Raw genomic sequence first — 17,681 nt, 5'->3', positions numbered from 1 at the left:
GCCCATGATTTCATCATCAACCTGCCCGACGGTTATGACAGCCCGGTCGGACCGCGCGGCGGCAATCTGTCAGGCGGGCAGCGTCAGCGCCTGTCGATTGCCCGGGCGATCCTGAAGGATGCCCCGATCCTGCTGCTCGACGAAGCCACAAGCGCCCTCGACACTGAGTCGGAACAACGCGTCCAGGCCGCCCTGGAACGGTTGTCAGAGGGCCGCACCACCCTGGTGATCGCGCATCGACTGTCTACCGTGCGCAAGGCTGACTGGATCTATGTCCTGCAGGATGGCCGCGTCCATGAGCAAGGCCGGCACGACGAACTGATCGCGCAGGACGGCCTGTACGCAAAACTCTGCCGGCTGCAATTCGGCGAGGAAAGCCGCTAGCGCGTCGTCGCCAGGGTCAGGACGCTCGGCTGCAAATGCGACATCGGCAGGCTGACCGAGAAAACCGAGCCCGCACCCGGCACACTCTCGACCTCGATATCACCATTCATCAGCTCCGCGAGCTTCTTGGAAATGGCCAGGCCGAGTCCGGTACCGCCATTCTTGCGCGACACGGCCGATTCGCCCTGGCTGAACGGCATGAAAACCCGCTCGATCAGCGTCGGCTCCATGCCGATTCCGGTATCGCTGACCTCGAAATTCACCTGGTGCCGGCCATCCCCCGTCTGGGTCGCCATGCACCGGACGCGGATCTCGCCGCGATCGGTAAACTTGACGGCGTTGGACAACAGGTTGGACAGGATCTGGCGGATACGCGCCGGATCGCCACTCGCCTCGCCCTCAATGCAGGGGTCGATTTCCAGATGCAGGTTGAGCCCCTTTTCCATCGCCTTCATCCGGTAGGGACCGATGACGCTGCGGGTCAGCTCGGCGGGGCGATAGCTTGTCGCCTCGACCTCGAAACGGCCGGACTCGATATTCGCCAGATCGAGAATGTCATTGAGGATATCGAGCAGGGCATGGCCCGAGCTCTGGATCAGCTCCACCATTTCACGCTGCGAGGGCTGCAGGTCCGTATTCATCAGCAGGCTCGACATGCCGAGCACGCCATTCATCGGCGTGCGGATTTCATGGCTCATCGTCGCGAGAAATTTTGACTTGGCGCGACTGGACTCCGTCGCCTGTTGCCGGGCCTCGAGCAGATCATGAATATCCGTCAGCGCCCCGACCAGACGCGTCGGTTCCCCGTCCGGGCTGCGGACAGCCTCGGCGCGGAACCGGAACCAGCGATGGCTCCCGCCATCCACTTCGATGCGGATGGACAGGTCCAGCGGTCGGCCGACCTCGTAATGCGCAGCCAGCGCTGAGCGCAGCCGCGAGACATCGTCCCGATGCAGCAGGCCCGCAAGCGAGGCCGATGGCGCCGTCTGTTCGCGCGAGGGGTGGCCCAGCAATTCGCGGCAGCGCGCGGACATGTAGACCTGGTCGGTTTCCAGGCACCAGTCGACGATCCCGTCCGACATGCCGCGGATCGCCAGGCTGGCGCGTTCGCCGGTCTCGACCGCGAGGATTTCTGCCGTCAGGCGGCGCCGGTAGTGGTGCAGGATCTTGAGGATTCCGTCGGGGTTCTCGATGCGCCGCTTGAACAACACCGCAATCACGCCGATGGACTGGGCGCCCTGATAGAGCGGCGTGCCGGCATAGCCGCAAATGCCCATCTCCTCGAGCATGAAATCGCGGGGGAAGAGCTGGGCGACGCCGTCATCGAACACTTGCGCGCCCGACTGCATCACACTCGCACACGGTGTGCCCTCGAGCGGGTAGCAGAAATTGCCACTGACCGCGCCCTGAGAGGCGACATGCAGGGTGCGCATCTGGCGATGGCCGGCATCGACACGGCCGATATAGACACAATCGGCGCCGCAATGCTCGGCAACGAGGCTGACAAAGGCGCTGAGAAATGCGGGGCCGGTTTCACGCGAGAGCCGGGCGTGCAGGCCATCCAGCCGGTCATCGCCGCGCTCAATCGTCTTGACCGTCTCGTGCATTGTCTGCTCCCGCCCTGTCATCAGCGCTCGATCCGGTCGGGCGCCAACGTGGTTAACGAGAGTTAATTTGCCGCAAAGCTGGGGAAAGAGTCGTCATATCTGATGAATCGGGCAGGCATAAAGAATCAACCGCTGGTTATTCGCGCCGCAAAAGCCGCTCTGTCAGCAGATTTCCCCACCAGCTCGACATGAAGCCTGCCTGCACCGCATCGCGGTCATAGACGGTCTCGACCCACTCCATGAAATCGATCGGATTAGCCTCGTTATAGGCCCGGTAGGTCTCGAAGAAATAATCCAGCACGCCGGTCTTTCCGGCCTTCACATGCAGATATTTCAGCGACAGATGCGCGATGGCTTCGTCATAGGGCAGTTTCAGATGCGTCAGCGCGAACAGGACCGAAACCAGCCCGGCACGGTCGGCGCCCGATTTGCAATGGACCAGGGCGGGGTATTCGATGCTCTCGAAAATCTTCACCGCGCGCTGGATACGATCGACATAGGGCGCCTCGCGCGAGCCGAAGGGCATGTCGTGCAGGGCCAGGCCATGCAGCTCGCAGGCCTCGCGCTCGAGGTCGTAATAACAGACGCCCGGCTGCGGGCCGCGAATGTTCAGGATCGTCTTGAACCCCTCGGCCGCCAGCCATTCCAGCCGGTCCGGCGAGGGTTGATTGGCCCGCCACAGACCGCCGCCGACCTCGTGCATATTGTGGAATCGCAGGCGCAGTACGCCGTGATCCTTCCAGAGATAATCGCTCCAGGCGCGCTTGCGGTCGGTCGGATCGGTAAGATCATAGGCCATGCGGTTTCTTTCTTGCTGCGACGGGATTTAGGATGCCTGCGCCGGTGAGGCAACCGCGCGCCGTGCTTGACCTTTCAGCCGGTGAAGGCGAGCAAGGATACACGATGTTGAAACGCTTGCTGTCAAAGCCCTGGGCCCAGGAAATTGGTGCCTTTTTCGCGCTGCTCTATGTGGAGTCGGTGCGACGCTCGATTCGCTGGGAAGTTCGCAATGGCGACTATGTCCAGAAGGTCTGGGACGAGAATCTGCCGATTCTCGGCTGTGTCTGGCATGGCCGTGTACTGATGGCCCTGCAGGGCTGGAACCGGCATTATGATCGCATGATGGCCCTTGCCTCGAGATCCCGCGAAGGCGAGATCGGTGCCCGCTTCGCCCGCTGGTACAAGGTCGGCCTGGTGCGTGGCTCGTCCCGCAATACCAGCAAGCCCGAGGCCAACAAGGGCGGCGAGGCGGCCTACCGGGCCATGGTCAACCATCTCAACGAAGGCGGCAGCGGCGCCGTGACGCCGGACGGTCCGCGCGGCCCCCGCATGCGCGCCGGCTATGGTGCTGTCCGCATGGCCCGCGACACCGGTGTGCCAATCGTCCCCTTCACCTGGTCGACCCGGCGCAAGACCGTCTTGCACCGGGCTTGGGACAAGCATTGCCTGCCGCATTACTTCACCCGCGGCATCATCATCTGGGGTGATCCGATTCACGTGCCCAAAAAGGCAACGGCCGAAGAGCTGGAAGCAGCGCGGCTTCTGCTCGAGACCCGGCTCAATGAACTGACCCGCGAGGCCGACGAGGCCGTCGGCGGCGAGGTCATCGAGCCCGACAGCCGGATGCGTCCGGGAACGGGCGGGCGTGGAGGCAAACGGTGACCCTGCCAACCGGGCTCACACTCTACCGCCTGCTGATGCGGGTCGCGGCGCCGCTCGCCACGCCATTGCTGATGCTGCGCACCCGTGCCGGCAAGGAAGACCCCGGACGCCGCAATGAACGCCTTGGCCGCCCGACCTTTCCGCGCCCGCCCGGCCAGCTGGTCTGGCTGCATGGGGCCAGCGTCGGCGAGAGCCTGGTCCTGGCCAGCCTGGTGAGTGAGTTCGCCGCCGCGCAGCCGGAGCTTCGCTTCCTCGTCACCACCGGCACCATGACTTCGGCCCGGCTTATGGCCCGGCGCCTGCCACCGGTCGCACGCCATCAATACCTGCCCATCGACACCCTGTCGGCCGTTCGCGGTTTCCTCGACTACTGGAAGCCCGATCTCGCCGTGTTCGCGGAATCGGAACTCTGGCCCAATCTGGTGATCGAGACCGCCGCGCGCGACATCCCGATGGCGCTGGTCAATGCGCGCATGAATGACCGCTCGCTGGCCAGCTGGAACAAGCGCCCGGATTCGGCGCGCTATCTGCTGGGCTGTTTTGACTGGATCGGTGCCGCCGACAGCCGCACCCGCGACGGGCTGGAAAACCTCACCGGCAAGGCGATCACCCTGGCCGGCAATCTCAAGCTGGAGGCGCGCGCCGAGACGGCCGACCCCGAGACCCTGGCCGGGATCCGCAGGACGATCGGTGATCGCCCGGTCTGGCTCGCCGCATCGACCCATCCCGGCGAAGAGGCGATTGTGCTGCATGCTCACGCCCTGACCCTGAAAACCCATCCCGACGCCCTGCTGATCCTCGCCCCGCGCCATCCCGAGCGCGGTGACGAGGTGGCGCGGCTGATCGACAAGCAAGGCTTTCGCTTCGTGCGCCGCTCGGCGGGTGATGCGCCGTCACCGGACCATCAGATCTGGCTCGCCGACACGCTGGGCGAGATGCCGCTCTGGTATGGCGCAGCCCCGGCGGCGCTGATTGCCGGCAGCCTTCTGCCCGGGATTGGTGGCCATAACCCGATCGAGGCAAGCCAGGCCGGCACCGCCGTTCTCAGCGGCGAGCACACCGCCAGTTTTGACGATCTCTACGCTGTCTATCGCCAGCACAAGGCGATGATCACCGTCGACAGCGCCGCCAGCATCGCCTCGGCCATTGAGCGGGTGTGGGGTCATCGCGGCCCCGCGATCAAACTGGCCCGAGCGGCGATCACCGAGGCCTCCGGCGGTGCGATGGCGACCAGTCTCGCCGCGCTGGAAGCGCTGTTGGCCGGCGGCAAGGGAACGGAGATCGCACCATGAGGGAACCGGCTTTCTGGCGCACCGATGGCGGGCGCGGTTCGGGCAGCCTGGTGCGCGCCCTGCTCACTCCGCTGAGCTGGATCTATGCCTGGGCGACAGCACGGCGCATTCGCAGGACCAACCCGCTCGACCCCGGCATTCCCGTCATCTGCATCGGCAATCTCACCTTGGGCGGCACCGGCAAGACCCCCGTCGCCCAGACCATCCTCGGACGTCTGAGCAATATGGGCTATCGCGCCCACGCCCTGTCGCGCGGCTATGGCGGCCGCCTCAAGGGCCCGGTGCGGGTCGATCCGGCGACCCACGCAGCCCGCGATGTCGGCGATGAGCCGCTGCTGCTGGCGCGCGTTGCACCGGCCTGGATCAGCCGCGACCGGCCCGAGGGCGCACAGGCCGCGGTCGAGGACGGCGCCCAGGTCCTGGTGCTCGATGACGGACATCAGAACCCGACCCTGCGCAAGCGCCTCTCCTTCGTGGTCATTGATGGCGAGGCCGGATGGGGTGCGAAGACCGTCTTCCCGGCCGGCCCCCTGCGCGAGCCCGTTGCCGCCGGACTGGCCCGCGCCGATGCGGTGATTGTGATGACGCGCAATGCCGACACCCTGCCCGACTATCACGGCCTTGGCCTGGCGGATCTGGAAATCCCGGTCCTGCATGCCTGGCTCGCCCCTTCAGGCCCGCCGCCCCGCGGACCGCTGGTTGCCTTTGCCGGGATCGGACGGCCGCAGAAATTTTTCGATGCCTTGCAGGCCGCCGGAGCCAATCTTACCGAGACCGGACAGTTTGCCGATCATCACCCCTATTCGCAGGGCGACCTCAAACGCCTCAAGCGGCTGGCCCGGGCCCATGAGTCGGCCCTGATCACCACCGAGAAGGACTGGGTGCGTTTGCCCACCGCTATGCAGCCCGAAGTGACCGCCTGGCCGGTGCGGGCCGAGTTCGCCAATCCGGCAGCCCTGGACGGTCTGTTGCGGGACATGATGGACGCCGGCGCGCCGGGCCGCTAAATCCGTTTGATGATTGAAGCGCAACGCAATGCCTCCTTCCTGACCCGCGCCGGCTGGCACGCCGAGGCCCTGGCCTGGGATGCCTATAATGCCTGGTACCGCGCCAAGGGGCTGGACCGGGCATCGGATGCCGGCGGCGAGCTGTTGCAGCGCCTCGGTCCGATGACTTCGACCCACAAGATCGCCCGTATCAACATGCAGCGCTGCTTCCCCGAAGCCGCGGAGCCGGAGATTGACCGGCTGCTTCGCGGCATGTGGGACAATTTCGGCCGCCTCGCCGGCGAGATGCCGCACATGCACCTGTTCGAGGATGATGCCTTCTTCGAGGAGCGGGTCGAGTTCATCGGCCGCGAGAAGCTGGAGGCGGCGCGCGATGCGAAACAGCCGCTGGTCATCATCTCGACCCACAGCGCCAATTGGGAGATCTCCGGCACCGCCATCTCCAAGACTGGCCTGCCCTGCTACATCACCTATCGCCCGGCCAACAACCCGCTGATCGACCGCCGCATTCTTGCCGCCCGCGCCGATTACGGCATCAAGCTGATGACGGCCAAGGGCGGCGATGGCGCCAAGGAATTGCTGCAGACCCTCAAGCGCGGCGAGACCGTGGCGCTGATGAACGACCAGAAAATGAATGACGGCGTCGAGGCGCCCTTCTTCGGCCATCCCTCGATGACGGCGCCGGGCCCGACCAAGCTGGCCATGCGCTTCAATTGCCCGCTGGTGCCGCTATCGGTGCGCCGGCTCGAGGGCGCGCGCTTCCGCATCGAGATCCATGACCCGATCCAGCTCTCGGCCAATCCGGACAAGCCCGCCGCCATCATCGAGACGGTGACGCGGATCAATCAATGGATCGAATCCGAGATCCGCAAGGCGCCGGAGCAATGGTTCTGGGTCCATCGCCGCTGGGCGAAGGATGTCTACCGGCAACAGCCCTAACGCCCCGTCAGTCGACCGGGTGCAGCTCGGCCGGATCAAGCTCGAGCAGCAGCGCCGGGTCGACATAGAAGCTGTTCTGGAACTTCACCCGCCAGTCAAGATGCGGCCCGGTGGCGCGGCCACCGGCCCCGATTTCGCCGATCAGATCACCCTGCTCGACCATGTCGCCGGCCGCAACGTGCACGGCACTCATGTGCAGGAAACAGCTGACCAGGCCCTGGCCGTGATCGAGGAAGACCAGCCCGCCTTCATAATACATGTCCGGCTCCGCCAGGATGACGCGCCCGGCCGCCGGTGCGACGACCGGCGTGCCCGGATCATTGGCCCAGTCCAGGCCCCAATGGGGATTGCCCGGCGTGCCGTTATAGACGCGCTGCGAGCCATAGACGCCGGTGGTGATGCCCTCGGCAGGCCGGATGAAACCGGCCAGAAAGCCTTCCCCGTCCCAGCGGGTCGCGAAGGCGGCCTGTTTCTGGGCGTATTCGCGCTGGCGGCGCGGCAGGGTGGAGGCGTCGGGCGTGACGGTGGATTGCGGCACGCCTTCGATGCGCTGGATGGCAAATTCACGCTGGGTGATCGGCTGCATGCGATCGATCCGCTCGCCCGCCGCCGCGACAGTGAAACGCAGCTCGCCCGGGGCGTCGCGCGGGATACCGAGCACGGTCCAGCCCGAGCCATCGGCCTGCGCCGTGACATCGCCCAGGCTGACCTGGCTGCCCGGTCCGTAATTGCAGATCAGCAACGCGCCCTCGGCGAAATCGCCGGCACAGCCCTGGACCGGTTCGCTGAGCGTCGGCGCCGCCATGACGACGGCCTCGCGGGCGTCCGGCGATTGCGAAGCGATCATCTCGCCGATCGGATCGAGCGGCGCGGTGCCGGACTGCAGGATGAAGGCTGCGATCAGACCGATCATTGGCCGCGCTCGCCATTCAGCTCGGCCCAGCGCCGCGTCGCGATAATGCTGTCGCGATAGGCTTCCTGGTCATCCACGCTCCAATAGCGCAGATCCGCCAGGGCGATCGGATCGCCCGTCACGGCACAGCGCACGAAGGCGCCCGGCTTGAGGATGATGAAATCGGCATCGCCGAACTCCAGGATGGCTTCACCCGAGAAATCAGCTTCGAAAGGATTGTCTGTCTGGCTCATGAAACCCGTCTAGCATGCCTTGCCCGATCAGGGGAATGCTCCGCCTGCGCCTGCACCAAAATCTCCACGCGGCCTGCCGCTGGAGGTTTGCTGGTCCTCCCCGGATGGGAGGTGTGCGGGACGCCGGCGAATGCCGGTTCTTGAGTAAGTTTTGGGGGCATCCGAGACGTCCCGCACGTGGAGATTTACTCAGGTCCCTCGCGGGCCCTGCCTCGAAATGACCGTGGAAGATTGGTCGAGCCCTAATGCCTCACTTCCCCGATCATGGCCCCACCGGAACTCGGGCTGTCACGCCGTCGTGCGGATGGGCTCCACGCTCCCGGCCGCCGCAAGTGACTGAGCTCACGCCTCCCGTGCGACCGGAACGCTGTAAGCATAAGCGCAGGCGGAGGGGGCGGGGATAACATCGCTCAAAATTCGTCATCCCGACGCAAGTCGGGACCTCGATATTGCAGGCTCCGCGCTTGTCACATCTGGGTCCTGACTTTCGTCAGGATGACGTGGGATAGTTGTCTAACGTGGGGGATAAGCGCGGGGCAACGCAGCCCAACAACTCCAAAAACCCCAACCTAAAACAAGGTCCCCTGCCCGGCCGCACGCGGCTTGGCCTTCGGCAGCGGTTTCGCTTTCGGCCGCGCAACGGGTGCAGGCGGCATCGCCCCCGGCTCGCCATCAATCACAGCACCGCGCCGGGCATCGGCAAATTCCAGCTCGACGCTGGCACCTGAAGCCAGGCTCGCCCCGGTCCGAACCAGCTTGCCGTCGGCATCGCGCACCAGAACGAAACCGCGCTTGAGCGCCGAGGTATGGCTCAGCGCCTCCAGGCGTGCAGCCCAATTGCCCAGTGCCCGGCGCTGATCGCGCAGGATGCGCGTCGCGGCTGGCGCCAGGCGCCCGGACCGGTCCGACAGCCGTTCGCGCTTTTGCTGGATGTCACGGCGCAGGGTGACGGGGCGCAGGCGGGCAGTGAGCACCAGAAGCTTGGAGCGCTTCTCGGCGGCACCTGCAAGCAGGGCGCCGTCGAGCTTGTCGGCGACCATGTCGAAGCGCTGGCGTTTGAGTTCCAGCAGGGAGGTCGGGCGCGGCAGGGCGCGCGCTGCCGAGCGCAGCTCGGTGCGGCGGCGTTCGATCAGGCGGGAGAGGCCGGCGACCAGGCGGCCGCCGAGCGTATCGAGACCGGCCTTGAGTTCGGCGCGCACGGGCACGGCGATCTCGGCAGCGCCAGTAGGCGTGGGCGCGCGGCGGTCGGAGGCGTAGTCGATCAGCGTGGTGTCGGTCTCATGGCCGACGGCGGAGATCAGCGGGATGGCCGATTCGGCGGCGGCGCGGACGACGATTTCCTCATTGAAGGCCCAGAGGTCTTCAATCGAGCCGCCACCGCGCGCGACGATGATCACATCCGGGCGCGGTACACGCCCGCCCGCTTCCAGCGCATTGAAGCCATGGATCGCTTCGGCAATCTGGCCGGCTGCCGCCTCGCCCTGGACCAGCACCGGCCAGAGCAGGACATGACAGGGGAAGCGGTCACGCAGGCGGTGCAGGATATCGCGGATCACGGCGCCGGTCGGCGATGTGACGACGCCGATGGTGCGCGGCAGGAAGGGGATGGCCTGTTTGCGATCCGTGTCGAACAGGCCCTCGGCGGCGAGCTTTTTGCGGCGCTCATCGAGCAGCGCCATCAGCGCACCGGCGCCGGCCGGTTCCATGGTCTCGACGATCAGCTGGTATTGCGAGCGGCCGGGATAGGTCGACATCCGACCTTCAATGATGACCTCCAGCCCCTCTTCCGGCCTGAAGCGGAAATGCGCCGCCGTGCCCTTCCAGGCAATCGAGGTGATGACGGATTTCTCGTCCTTGAGGTCGAAATAGACATGGCCCGACTTGGCGACCACGACACGGCCCAGCTCGCCGCGCACGCGGACATGGCCGAAGGCGTCCTCGACGGTGCGCTTGAGCGATCCGGCCAGTTCGGAAACGGAGAATTCGTGGATATTGCCTTGGGTCACGTCCATGCTTCACTTGGTAAGGCGGATTCGCCCCTGCCGCAACGGCGCGAGGGACTCGCAGCGAGGCCTGGTTTACGATAGGCCGGGCTGGAGATTTGCAGGAGATCGAGATGAAGGTTCTGGTAATCGGATCCGGCGGGCGCGAACACGCCCTGGTCTGGAAAATCGCCCAAAGCCCCCTCCTCACCGAATTGATCGCCGCTCCCGGCAGCGCCGCCATCGGCACGCTGGCGACATGTGTCGACATCCCCGTTTCCGATCTGGACGGGCTGGTCGGACTGGCGCGCGAGCGGGCGGTGGACCTGGTGGTGGTCGGCCCGGAAATTCCCCTCTGCGACGGTCTGGCTGACAGGCTGCGCGCCCACGGCATTGCCGTATTCGGCCCCTCGAAAGCCGCCGCGATGCTGGAGACCTCCAAGGCTTTCGCCAAGGATTTCTACGCCCGCCACAATGTGCCGACCGCGCGCTATGGCGTGTTCGATGATGCCGCCAAAGCCAAGGCCTTTCTCGATGAATTCGAAGCCCCCTATGTGCTCAAGGCCGACGGGCTGGCGGCCGGCAAGGGCGTGGTGATCCCGGAGACGCGCGCCGAGGCCGAGGCCGAGATCGACGCCTTCCTGTCAGGCAAGTTCGGCGATGCCTCACGCACCCTGGTGATCGAGGAATTCATGCGCGGCGAGGAAGTCTCGATCTTCGCCCTGTGCGACGGCAAGACCGTGCTCTATTGCGGCGCCGCCCAGGACCACAAGCGCGTCGGCGAAGGCGATACCGGCCCCAATACCGGCGGCATGGGCGCCTATTCCCCGGCCCCGATTGCCACCCCGGCCCTGATCGACACCGTGATGAAAACCATTATCGAGCCCACCGCCGCCGGTCTCGCCGCCGAAGGGGCGCCTTTTCAGGGCGTTCTCTTCGCCGGCATCATGGTCACCGGGGACGGGCCGAGGACGGTCGAGTTCAACATCCGTTTCGGTGATCCGGAATGCCAGGTGCTCATGGCGCGGATCGAGAATGATCTCCTGCCCTATCTCAGGGCGGCCGCGAGCGGTCATCTCGACCAGATGCTCCCCATCGACTGGTCGCCGGAACCGGCCATCACCGTCGTGATGGCAGCGCAGGGCTATCCCGGTGATTACGCGAAGGGTTCGGTCATCGATGGCGTCGATGATGCCAATGCGATGGATGGCGTGCACGTGTTCGAGGCCGGAACGGCGCGCGACAGCGAGGGCCGGCGCATTGCCGCCGGCGGCCGTGTACTCAACGTAACCGCGACCGGTGAAAACTTGCACTACGCGGCCGACAGGGCGTATAGTGCTGTTGACGTGATCGACTGGCCGCAAGGTTTCTGTCGCCGCGACATCGCCTGGAGGGCGCTCAAGACCCATTAGGGCGGTGCGTTCTTCACAGGTGAATTGACTTCCCGGCCAGCCGGGGCATGTTTGCGCCAAGAAATCAAAAGGCGGGGAGACAAACATGTTTCGTTCAATGGTCGCAGCTATCGCTCTGATGGCAACGGGTGGTTCGGCCCTGGCGCAGACGGATGCACCAGGCGCCGGCCTCACGGTCATCCATGCCGGTCATTTGCTGGCCGTGCCGGGCAATGCCCCGACATCCAATCAATCCATCCTGATCCGCGACGGCCGCATCGAGGCGATCGAGGCCGGTTTCGTCACGCCCGAGGGCGCGACCATCGTCGACCTGTCGGACCAGTTTGTCCTGCCCGGCCTGATCGACAGCCATGTGCATCTGCAGGGCGAGCTGAGCCCGCAGGGCCGTCTGCTGGAAGTGACCGAGAACAGTGCCGATCTGGCGCTCAATGGCGTCCACAATGCCCGCACCACGCTGATGGCCGGTTTCACCACCGTGCAGGATGTCGGCGGTGAGCTGGAAGCCTCGACCGGCCTGCGTGATGCGATCCGCGATGGCGATGTCATCGGGCCGCGCATGCGCGTCTCCGGCCCGGCCGTGACGCCGACCGGCGGTCATGGCGATGTCAACGGTTTCTCGACCGCCGTGATGGATGCGCTGACCAGCCGCTCCGCCTGCGATGGCCCGGCCGATTGCCGCCGCGTGGTGCGCGAACTGGTGCGCGCCGGCGTCGATGTGATCAAGATCACCGGCACCGGCGGCGTGCTCTCCAACACGGCAGCCGGCGTCGAGCAGCAATTCTTCGATGACGAGCTGGAATCCATCGTCGGCGCCGCGCACATGATGGGACGCCAGGTCACGGCGCACTCACATGGCGTCACCGGCATCAATTCCTTCCTCGAGGCCGGCGGCGACTCGATCGAGCACGGCACCTATCTCGACCGCGACTCGATCCGGCTCTTCCGCAGCCACAATGCCTATCTCGTGCCCACCCTGTTGGCGGGTGCCACCGTCGCCGAGATTGCCTCGACCGCCGACTGGATGACCCCGGCTGTGCGCGAGAAATCGCTCTCGGTCGGACCGATCATGCTGGAAATGGCCCGCCGGGCGCATGAGGGCGGTGTGATGATCGCCTTTGGCACCGACAGCGGCGTCTCGCGCCACGGCATCAATGCCCGCGAATTCGAGCTGCTGGTCGAGGCCGGCCTCAGCGAGATGGAAGCGATCGAGACCGCCACGGTCAATGCCTCGGCCCATCTGCAGATGGATGCCGATATCGGCACGATCGAGCCGGGCAAATATGCGGATATCATCGCCGTTGACAGCAATCCGCTTGAGAATATCGCCGCCTTGATGGATGTTGGTTTTGTTATGCAAGGCGGAACGGTGTATAAAAGCGAATGAGCACGGTTGATGAGAGTTTTTCCGGCACCAAGGATGTTGCCGATGCGCTGGCCTTTGACGAGGCGGCCCTGGCGGGCTGGATGTCGGAGCATGTCGACGGCTATGCCGGTCCGCTGAGCGTCAGCCAGTTCAAGGGCGGGCAATCCAATCCGACCTACAAGCTGGCAACGCCGTCGCGCAGCTATGTGCTGCGGCGCAAGCCACCGGGCAAGCTCCTGCCGTCAGCCCATGCCGTCGACCGCGAATTCCGCGTCATGAAGGCCCTGGGCGAGGCCGGCTTCCCCTGCCCCGTGATGTATGGCCTGTGCATGGACCGCGATGTCATCGGCACGGAATTCTATGTCATGGAATTCGTCGAGGGCCGGATCTTCTGGGATCCGCTGCTGCCGGGCATGGAACCGGCCGAGCGCGCCGCGATCTATGACGCCTCCAATGCCACCCTGGCGCAGCTGCATGCCATCGATGTCGAGGCCGCAGGCCTGTCGGACTATGGCAAGCCGGGCAATTATTTCCAGCGCCAGATCGGCCGCTGGTCGAAGCAATATCGCGCCGCCGAAACCGACACGATCGAGGCGATGGACCAGCTGATCGACTGGCTGCCTACAGCCGCGCCCGAGCAGGAGCGCACCAGCGTGGTGCATGGCGATTACCGGCTCGACAATATGGTCTTCCACCCGACCGAGCCGCGCGTCATCGCCGTGCTCGACTGGGAGCTTTCGACTCTGGGCGATCCGATGGCCGATTTCACCTATCAGCTGATGGGCTGGATGGTGCCGCCAACGATCCGCAACGGCTTCCTCGGCGTCGACCTGGCGGCGCTCGGCATTCCCGATGTCGCCGCCTATACCAAGGCCTATTGCGAACGCACCGGCCGCGACGGCATCCCCGAGCTCGACTTCTACTTTGCCTACAACCTGTTCCGCCTCGCCTCGATCTGCCAGGGCGTCTATGCCCGGGCGCTGCAGGGCAATGCCTCCAATGCCAAGGCGCTGGAAATAGGCCAGGCCGTCAAACCGCTGGCCGAGGGTGCGTGGGGATTTGCGAAGAAGGCCGGCGCCTAGGACGTTTCGTCCCTGGCATCCTTGTCCCGCCGGGCGCGCGTTTCATTGTAACTGGCGATGGCTATGACGGCGACCATAAACACGGTGAATACGACCAGGGGCCACAGACTGACTTCAACGGAACCGATCATCTTCTGCCTCCATTTCGCCCGCTCGATAGGCGCAGTATGTGCTCGCGATCAGCACAATGATACCGGCGAGGATGCTGCCAGGCTGAACCTGCCCGCCCTCGGCGAACACCGACAGTCCAATCGCCCCCAGCCCGGCCGCGCGGCAAACCACTTCCCAGTTCCGCCAGACCGATACACTCGGTCGGCGCAGCGGAAGCGTAATGCGCGCGACCACCGCGCCTATACCGGCGGAGACCTGCATCAGACATCGAAGCAGCTTGGACCACATCCCGTGAACACTACACGTTCCCGTTGTGTTCCGCAAGTTTGGCCGCGCCCGCCATCGCCGGGCCGCGTGTTGGTCCACGCCGTATGAATATCCTCATCCTGATCATCTCCGTCTTCATCACGGCCTTCATCTCCGGGATTTTCGGCATGGCGGGCGGGTTGATCCTGATGGGGGTGCTGGCGATGATCCTGCCGGTCTCCGCCGCCATGGTGGTGCATGGGGTGGTCCAGACCGTCTCCAATGGCTGGCGCGCCATATTGCTCGGCAAATGGATCGACTGGCGCATCCTCGGCATTTATCTGACGGGCTCGGCGAGCGCGGCGGCCGTCCTGTTCTTCGCCGCCTTCGAACTGCCCAAGCCCTGGCTGTTCATCGTGTTGGGCCTGGTGCCGGCCGTGATCTGGATTCCCCGCAAATGGCTCAAACTGGATGCCGGCAATCCGGTCCAGGCGGCGATCTGCGGCTTTCTCGTCACCGGACTCAATACCGTCGCCGGCGTGTCCGGTCCGCTGGTCGATGTCTTCTTCGTCGCCGCCCCGCGCGACCGGCGCATCATCGTGGCCACCAAGGCGGCGACACAGGTCGTCTCCCACCTGGTGAAGGTCGCCTATTACATCGCTCCGGCGATTGCCGCCGGGGCGCTGCCGCAAGTTCACTGGCTGCTGATCGCCGGCCCGCTCGCGATCATCGGCACCACACTGGGCGCGCGCCTGCTGGAGGTGATGAGCGATGTTCAATTCCGTAACTGGACGAAATGGATCGTGTCAGGAATTGGCGCGATCTATGTGATACGCGGAGCGCTCTTGCTGATCGGGAGCTGAGCCATGCAGATCAAAGCGCGCGTACTTGAAAATGACATTGTCCGGCTTGAGCCGCTGGTCGAGGCCCATCGCGAGGAGTTGCGGCCGCTGGCAGCGGAAGCCGAGCTGTGGGCGCTGACCTCGATCCGCGGCGATGGCGATCATTTCGATCCCTGGTTCGATCTCATGCTGGCCGGCCAGGCGCGCGGCGACCAGGTCTCTCACCTCGTGCGCCGGCAGGGCGACGGGACGGCGCTGGGTCATAGTGCCTATCTGGCGATCACCCCGCCCCACAAACGGCTGGAGGTCGGCTGGACCTGGTATTGCGCCGAAGCCCGCGGCAGCAAGGTCAATCCGGCCTGCAAACACCTCCTGCTCGGCAATGCCTTCGATGCCGGTGCCGAGCGCGTCGAGCTCAAGACCCACCACAAGAATCTGCGCTCACAGAATGCGATGTTGAAAATGGGGGCCACAAAGGAAGGCACGCTGCGCCATCACCTGCTGTGCTGGACCGGCGAATGGCGGAACTCGGTGTATTTTTCCATGCTCAGGGAAGAGTGGCCGGCGGCGCGGGACGGGCTGGAGGCGCGGCTCGCGGCCTGAGCCGTTATTTCGGTGCCAGGGTGCGGTTGAAGTCTAGCGCCAGACCGGCCCAGCCGCCGAGCTCGTCCTCGTCGAGATCGGACGGACCATCGATGGTGACCCAGCCCGTCATCACCTTGCCGGTCATGTCCATGATACGCGCGCCCGGCCGGGTCAGTGCCTCGGCATAGCGCTCCGGCCCCACGCGGACATGCATCTCCTCATTCGAGGTGCCATAGCTCATATGGCCATTCACCATCAGGGCGATACCGCCGAACATCCGGCGGCGCGCCGGCATGGCACCGCGCGCGACCAGGGCGGCCTCCATGCGGTCGGCAAGGTCAGGATCAAACGTCACTGGTTTTCGCCTTGCGGCGCGCCCGGAAAAACCCGCGCAGGAGCGCCGCGCTCTCCTCGGCCAGAATGCCGGATGTGACCTGCGGGCGGGAGTGGCAGGTGGGTTGTTCGAAAAAGCGCGGCCCGTGCGCAACCGCCCCGCCCTTGGCATCATCGGCCCCATAGACCAGACGGCCAATCCTGGCGTGGCTGATGGCGCCGGCGCACATGGCGCATGGTTCCAGCGTCACGAACAGCTCCAGTCCCGGGAGGCGATAATTGCCAAGCCGGGCCGCTGCGGCGCGCAAGGCGAGTATTTCTGCGTGCCCGGTTGGATCATGGCCCGCAATCGGGCTATTATGCGCGCTCGCGATGATCTCGTCCGTGGCCGGATCGACGATGATTGCACCGATTGGCGTTTCGCCAGCTTCCGCTGCCGCTTGCGCCAGGCGTAGTGCCGCCTCCATAAACCCGGTATCTCGCGACGTTGTCATATTGGCGGCGTAGAGCGCCGATGGGAAAGGGTCAAGTTTGACCGACGCAGCAGAGACCGGCGAACGCATCGCCAAATACCTCGCCCGTGCCGGCGTCGCTTCGCGGCGCGAGATCGAACGCATGATCGAGGGCGGACGGGTGAAGGTGGACGGCAAGACGCTCGACACCCCGGCCTTCAAGGTGACGGGCCGCGAGACGATCGTCGTCGACGGTGTCCTGGTGGAAACGCCCGAGGCCACGCGCCTGTGGCTGTATCACAAGCCCGCCGGCCTGGTGACGACCCATAGCGACCCGGAAGGGCGCGAAACCGTCTTCGACAAGCTGCCGAAGGAAATCGGCCGGGTGATCTCGATCGGCCGGCTCGACCTGACATCGGAAGGCCTGCTTCTTCTGACCAATGACGGCGCCCTCGCCCGCGCCCTGGAATTGCCCTCCACCGGCTGGACGCGGCGCTATCGCGCCCGCGCCTTCGGCACGATCGACAATGCCGCCATCGCCAAGCTGCAGGCCGGCATCACGGTGGAAGGCATCAAATACGGCCCGATGGAAGTGGAAGTCGAACGCGAGACCGGTTCGAATATCTGGCTGACGATCGGCATCAAGGAAGGCAAGAACCGCGAGGTGCGCCGCGCCCTCGATGCCGTCGGCCTGCGCGTCAACCGGCTCATCCGGATCGCCTATGGGCCATTCCAGCTCGGTACAATCGATCGCGGTGAAGTCAAATCCGTCGCCTCGCGCGTCCTCAAGGACCAGTGTGGACATCTGATGGAAGACGGGCATGTGTTCGAGGAGCTGGCCGCCGCCAGCACCCGCCCTGCCAAGCGCCCGGCCAAGCGCACCATGGGCGGTGCCGGCCAGCCCGGCTTCGCCAAACCGGTGCAGTATCTCGAGGATTCCCGCACGCGCGGCCCACGGGCCCGCCCGGATTCCAAGCGCCCCGATCCCAAACGTGGTGATCCCAAGCGTGGCGGGCCGAAACGCTCGGACCCGAGAGCGGCCGCGGCCGAGCCGGTTGATACCAAGCGGGCCGATGGCCGCAAGTTCGGCGGCAAGCCACCGGCCGGCAAGACGGGCAGCAGCAAGCCGAAAACCGGTTTTCAGCTCGCCGGCAAAAACCGCAATCCCGCCGCCAGACCCGGCAGCTCCACCGGCAAGCCCGGCACCGACCGCAAGCCAAGGGGGCGCAGCTAGGC

19 protein-coding genes are annotated in these 17,681 nt (G+C 65.4%); 11 read left to right on the top strand and 8 right to left on the bottom strand.

Annotated features, from left to right (window positions below; translation table 11 throughout):
* Nucleotides 1–384, top strand: a 384-nt coding sequence (locus tag ACN0YF_RS09685) for an ATP-binding cassette domain-containing protein (RefSeq protein WP_417494212.1), incomplete at its 5' end; no start/stop codon positions are given.
* Here ACN0YF_RS09685 and ACN0YF_RS09680 read toward each other — a convergent pair.
* Together ACN0YF_RS09680 and ACN0YF_RS09675 are read right to left on the bottom strand one after the other, a co-directional pair.
* Entirely contained in the window at nt 381–1,991 is a 1,611-nt protein-coding gene (locus tag ACN0YF_RS09680) for an ATP-binding protein (RefSeq protein ID WP_417483526.1), read from the bottom strand. The genes ACN0YF_RS09685 and ACN0YF_RS09680 overlap by 4 nt on opposite strands.
* A 136-nt stretch (nt 1,992–2,127) precedes the next feature.
* A complete protein-coding gene (locus ACN0YF_RS09675; protein WP_417483525.1) occupies nt 2,128–2,790 on the bottom strand; it encodes a fused DSP-PTPase phosphatase/NAD kinase-like protein in 663 nt (220 codons plus the stop codon).
* 104 nt (nt 2,791–2,894) lie between these two features.
* On the opposite strand from ACN0YF_RS09675, the gene ACN0YF_RS09670 reads away from it, so the two are divergent.
* Genes ACN0YF_RS09670 through ACN0YF_RS09655 form a run of 4 tightly spaced genes read left to right on the top strand, consistent with a single transcriptional unit; the run spans nt 2,895 to nt 6,891 of the window.
* Nucleotides 2,895–3,653 (top strand): lysophospholipid acyltransferase family protein, encoded by a 759-nt coding sequence (locus ACN0YF_RS09670; RefSeq protein ID WP_417494211.1) that lies wholly within the window; start codon nt 2,895–2,897, stop codon nt 3,651–3,653.
* A complete protein-coding gene (locus ACN0YF_RS09665; protein ID WP_417494210.1) occupies nt 3,650–4,945 on the top strand; it encodes a 3-deoxy-D-manno-octulosonic acid transferase in 1,296 nt (431 codons plus the stop codon). Before ACN0YF_RS09670 ends, ACN0YF_RS09665 begins: the two co-directional genes overlap by 4 nt.
* A complete protein-coding gene (gene lpxK, locus ACN0YF_RS09660; RefSeq protein WP_417494209.1) occupies nt 4,942–5,952 on the top strand; it encodes a tetraacyldisaccharide 4'-kinase in 1,011 nt (336 codons plus the stop codon). Before ACN0YF_RS09665 ends, lpxK begins: the two co-directional genes overlap by 4 nt.
* Nucleotides 5,953–5,961: 9 nt before the next feature.
* Nucleotides 5,962–6,891 (top strand): lysophospholipid acyltransferase family protein, encoded by a 930-nt coding sequence (locus tag ACN0YF_RS09655; RefSeq protein ID WP_417494208.1) that lies wholly within the window; start codon nt 5,962–5,964, stop codon nt 6,889–6,891.
* A 7-nt stretch (nt 6,892–6,898) separates the two neighbouring features.
* Here ACN0YF_RS09655 and ACN0YF_RS09650 read toward each other — a convergent pair whose 3' ends face one another.
* The 3 genes from ACN0YF_RS09650 to xseA all read right to left on the bottom strand — a co-directional run bounded on the left by ACN0YF_RS09650 (nt 6,899) and on the right by xseA (nt 10,049).
* Nucleotides 6,899–7,804, bottom strand: coding sequence for a M23 family metallopeptidase (locus tag ACN0YF_RS09650; RefSeq protein ID WP_417494207.1), 906 nt, complete (start codon nt 7,802–7,804; stop codon nt 6,899–6,901).
* On the bottom strand, nt 7,801–8,037 hold the full coding sequence (locus ACN0YF_RS09645) for a DUF2093 domain-containing protein (RefSeq protein WP_417483519.1): 237 nt from the start codon (nt 8,035–8,037) through the stop codon (nt 7,801–7,803). Before ACN0YF_RS09645 ends, ACN0YF_RS09650 begins: the two co-directional genes overlap by 4 nt.
* 569 nt (nt 8,038–8,606) lie before the next feature.
* Complete coding sequence (gene xseA / locus ACN0YF_RS09640) at nt 8,607–10,049, bottom strand: exodeoxyribonuclease VII large subunit (RefSeq protein WP_417494206.1); 1,443 nt, start codon at nt 10,047–10,049, stop codon at nt 8,607–8,609.
* 104 nt (nt 10,050–10,153) lie between these two features.
* Between xseA and purD the strand changes: the two genes are divergently transcribed.
* From purD to ACN0YF_RS09625, 3 genes are all read left to right on the top strand, one after another.
* Entirely contained in the window at nt 10,154–11,431 is a 1,278-nt protein-coding gene (gene purD / locus ACN0YF_RS09635) for a phosphoribosylamine--glycine ligase (RefSeq protein ID WP_417494205.1), read from the top strand.
* A gap of 85 nt (nt 11,432–11,516) precedes the next feature.
* Nucleotides 11,517–12,815, top strand: a complete 1,299-nt coding sequence (locus ACN0YF_RS09630) for an amidohydrolase family protein (RefSeq protein ID WP_417494204.1) — start codon at nt 11,517–11,519, stop codon at nt 12,813–12,815.
* Nucleotides 12,812–13,876, top strand: a complete 1,065-nt coding sequence (locus ACN0YF_RS09625) for a phosphotransferase (protein ID WP_417494203.1) — start codon at nt 12,812–12,814, stop codon at nt 13,874–13,876. The genes ACN0YF_RS09630 and ACN0YF_RS09625 overlap by 4 nt, the downstream gene beginning before the upstream one ends.
* 114 nt (nt 13,877–13,990) lie before the next feature.
* On the opposite strand, the gene ACN0YF_RS09620 is transcribed toward ACN0YF_RS09625, so the two are convergent.
* Nucleotides 13,991–14,275 (bottom strand): hypothetical protein, encoded by a 285-nt coding sequence (locus ACN0YF_RS09620; RefSeq protein ID WP_417494202.1) that lies wholly within the window; start codon nt 14,273–14,275, stop codon nt 13,991–13,993.
* 83 nt (nt 14,276–14,358) lie between these two features.
* Here ACN0YF_RS09620 and ACN0YF_RS09615 point away from each other — a divergent pair, with 83 nt between their 5' ends.
* Together ACN0YF_RS09615 and ACN0YF_RS09610 are read left to right on the top strand one after the other, a co-directional pair.
* Nucleotides 14,359–15,096, top strand: a complete 738-nt coding sequence (locus tag ACN0YF_RS09615) for a TSUP family transporter (RefSeq protein WP_417481066.1) — start codon at nt 14,359–14,361, stop codon at nt 15,094–15,096.
* 3 nt (nt 15,097–15,099) lie between these two features.
* On the top strand, nt 15,100–15,678 hold the full coding sequence (locus tag ACN0YF_RS09610; protein ID WP_417494201.1) for a GNAT family N-acetyltransferase: 579 nt from the start codon (nt 15,100–15,102) through the stop codon (nt 15,676–15,678).
* 4 nt (nt 15,679–15,682) lie between these two features.
* Here the strand turns inward: ACN0YF_RS09610 and ACN0YF_RS09605 are convergent, their stop codons facing one another.
* Complete coding sequence (locus tag ACN0YF_RS09605) at nt 15,683–16,015, bottom strand: TfoX/Sxy family protein (RefSeq protein WP_417494200.1); 333 nt, start codon at nt 16,013–16,015, stop codon at nt 15,683–15,685.
* Entirely contained in the window at nt 16,005–16,487 is a 483-nt protein-coding gene (gene tadA, locus ACN0YF_RS09600; RefSeq protein WP_417494199.1) for a tRNA adenosine(34) deaminase TadA, read from the bottom strand. The genes ACN0YF_RS09605 and tadA overlap by 11 nt, the downstream gene beginning before the upstream one ends.
* 37 nt (nt 16,488–16,524) lie before the next feature.
* Between tadA and ACN0YF_RS09595 the strand changes: the two genes are divergently transcribed.
* Complete coding sequence (locus tag ACN0YF_RS09595) at nt 16,525–17,679, top strand: pseudouridine synthase (RefSeq protein WP_417481062.1); 1,155 nt, start codon at nt 16,525–16,527, stop codon at nt 17,677–17,679.
* Nucleotides 17,680–17,681: the final 2 nt, after the last annotated feature.

This window comes from Maricaulis sp. (assembly GCF_048270265.1).
Lineage (GTDB): Bacteria > Pseudomonadota > Alphaproteobacteria > Caulobacterales > Maricaulaceae > Maricaulis.
The sequence above is the reverse complement of the archived record's forward strand: the minus strand, read 5'-3'. Positions and strand labels throughout refer to the sequence as shown.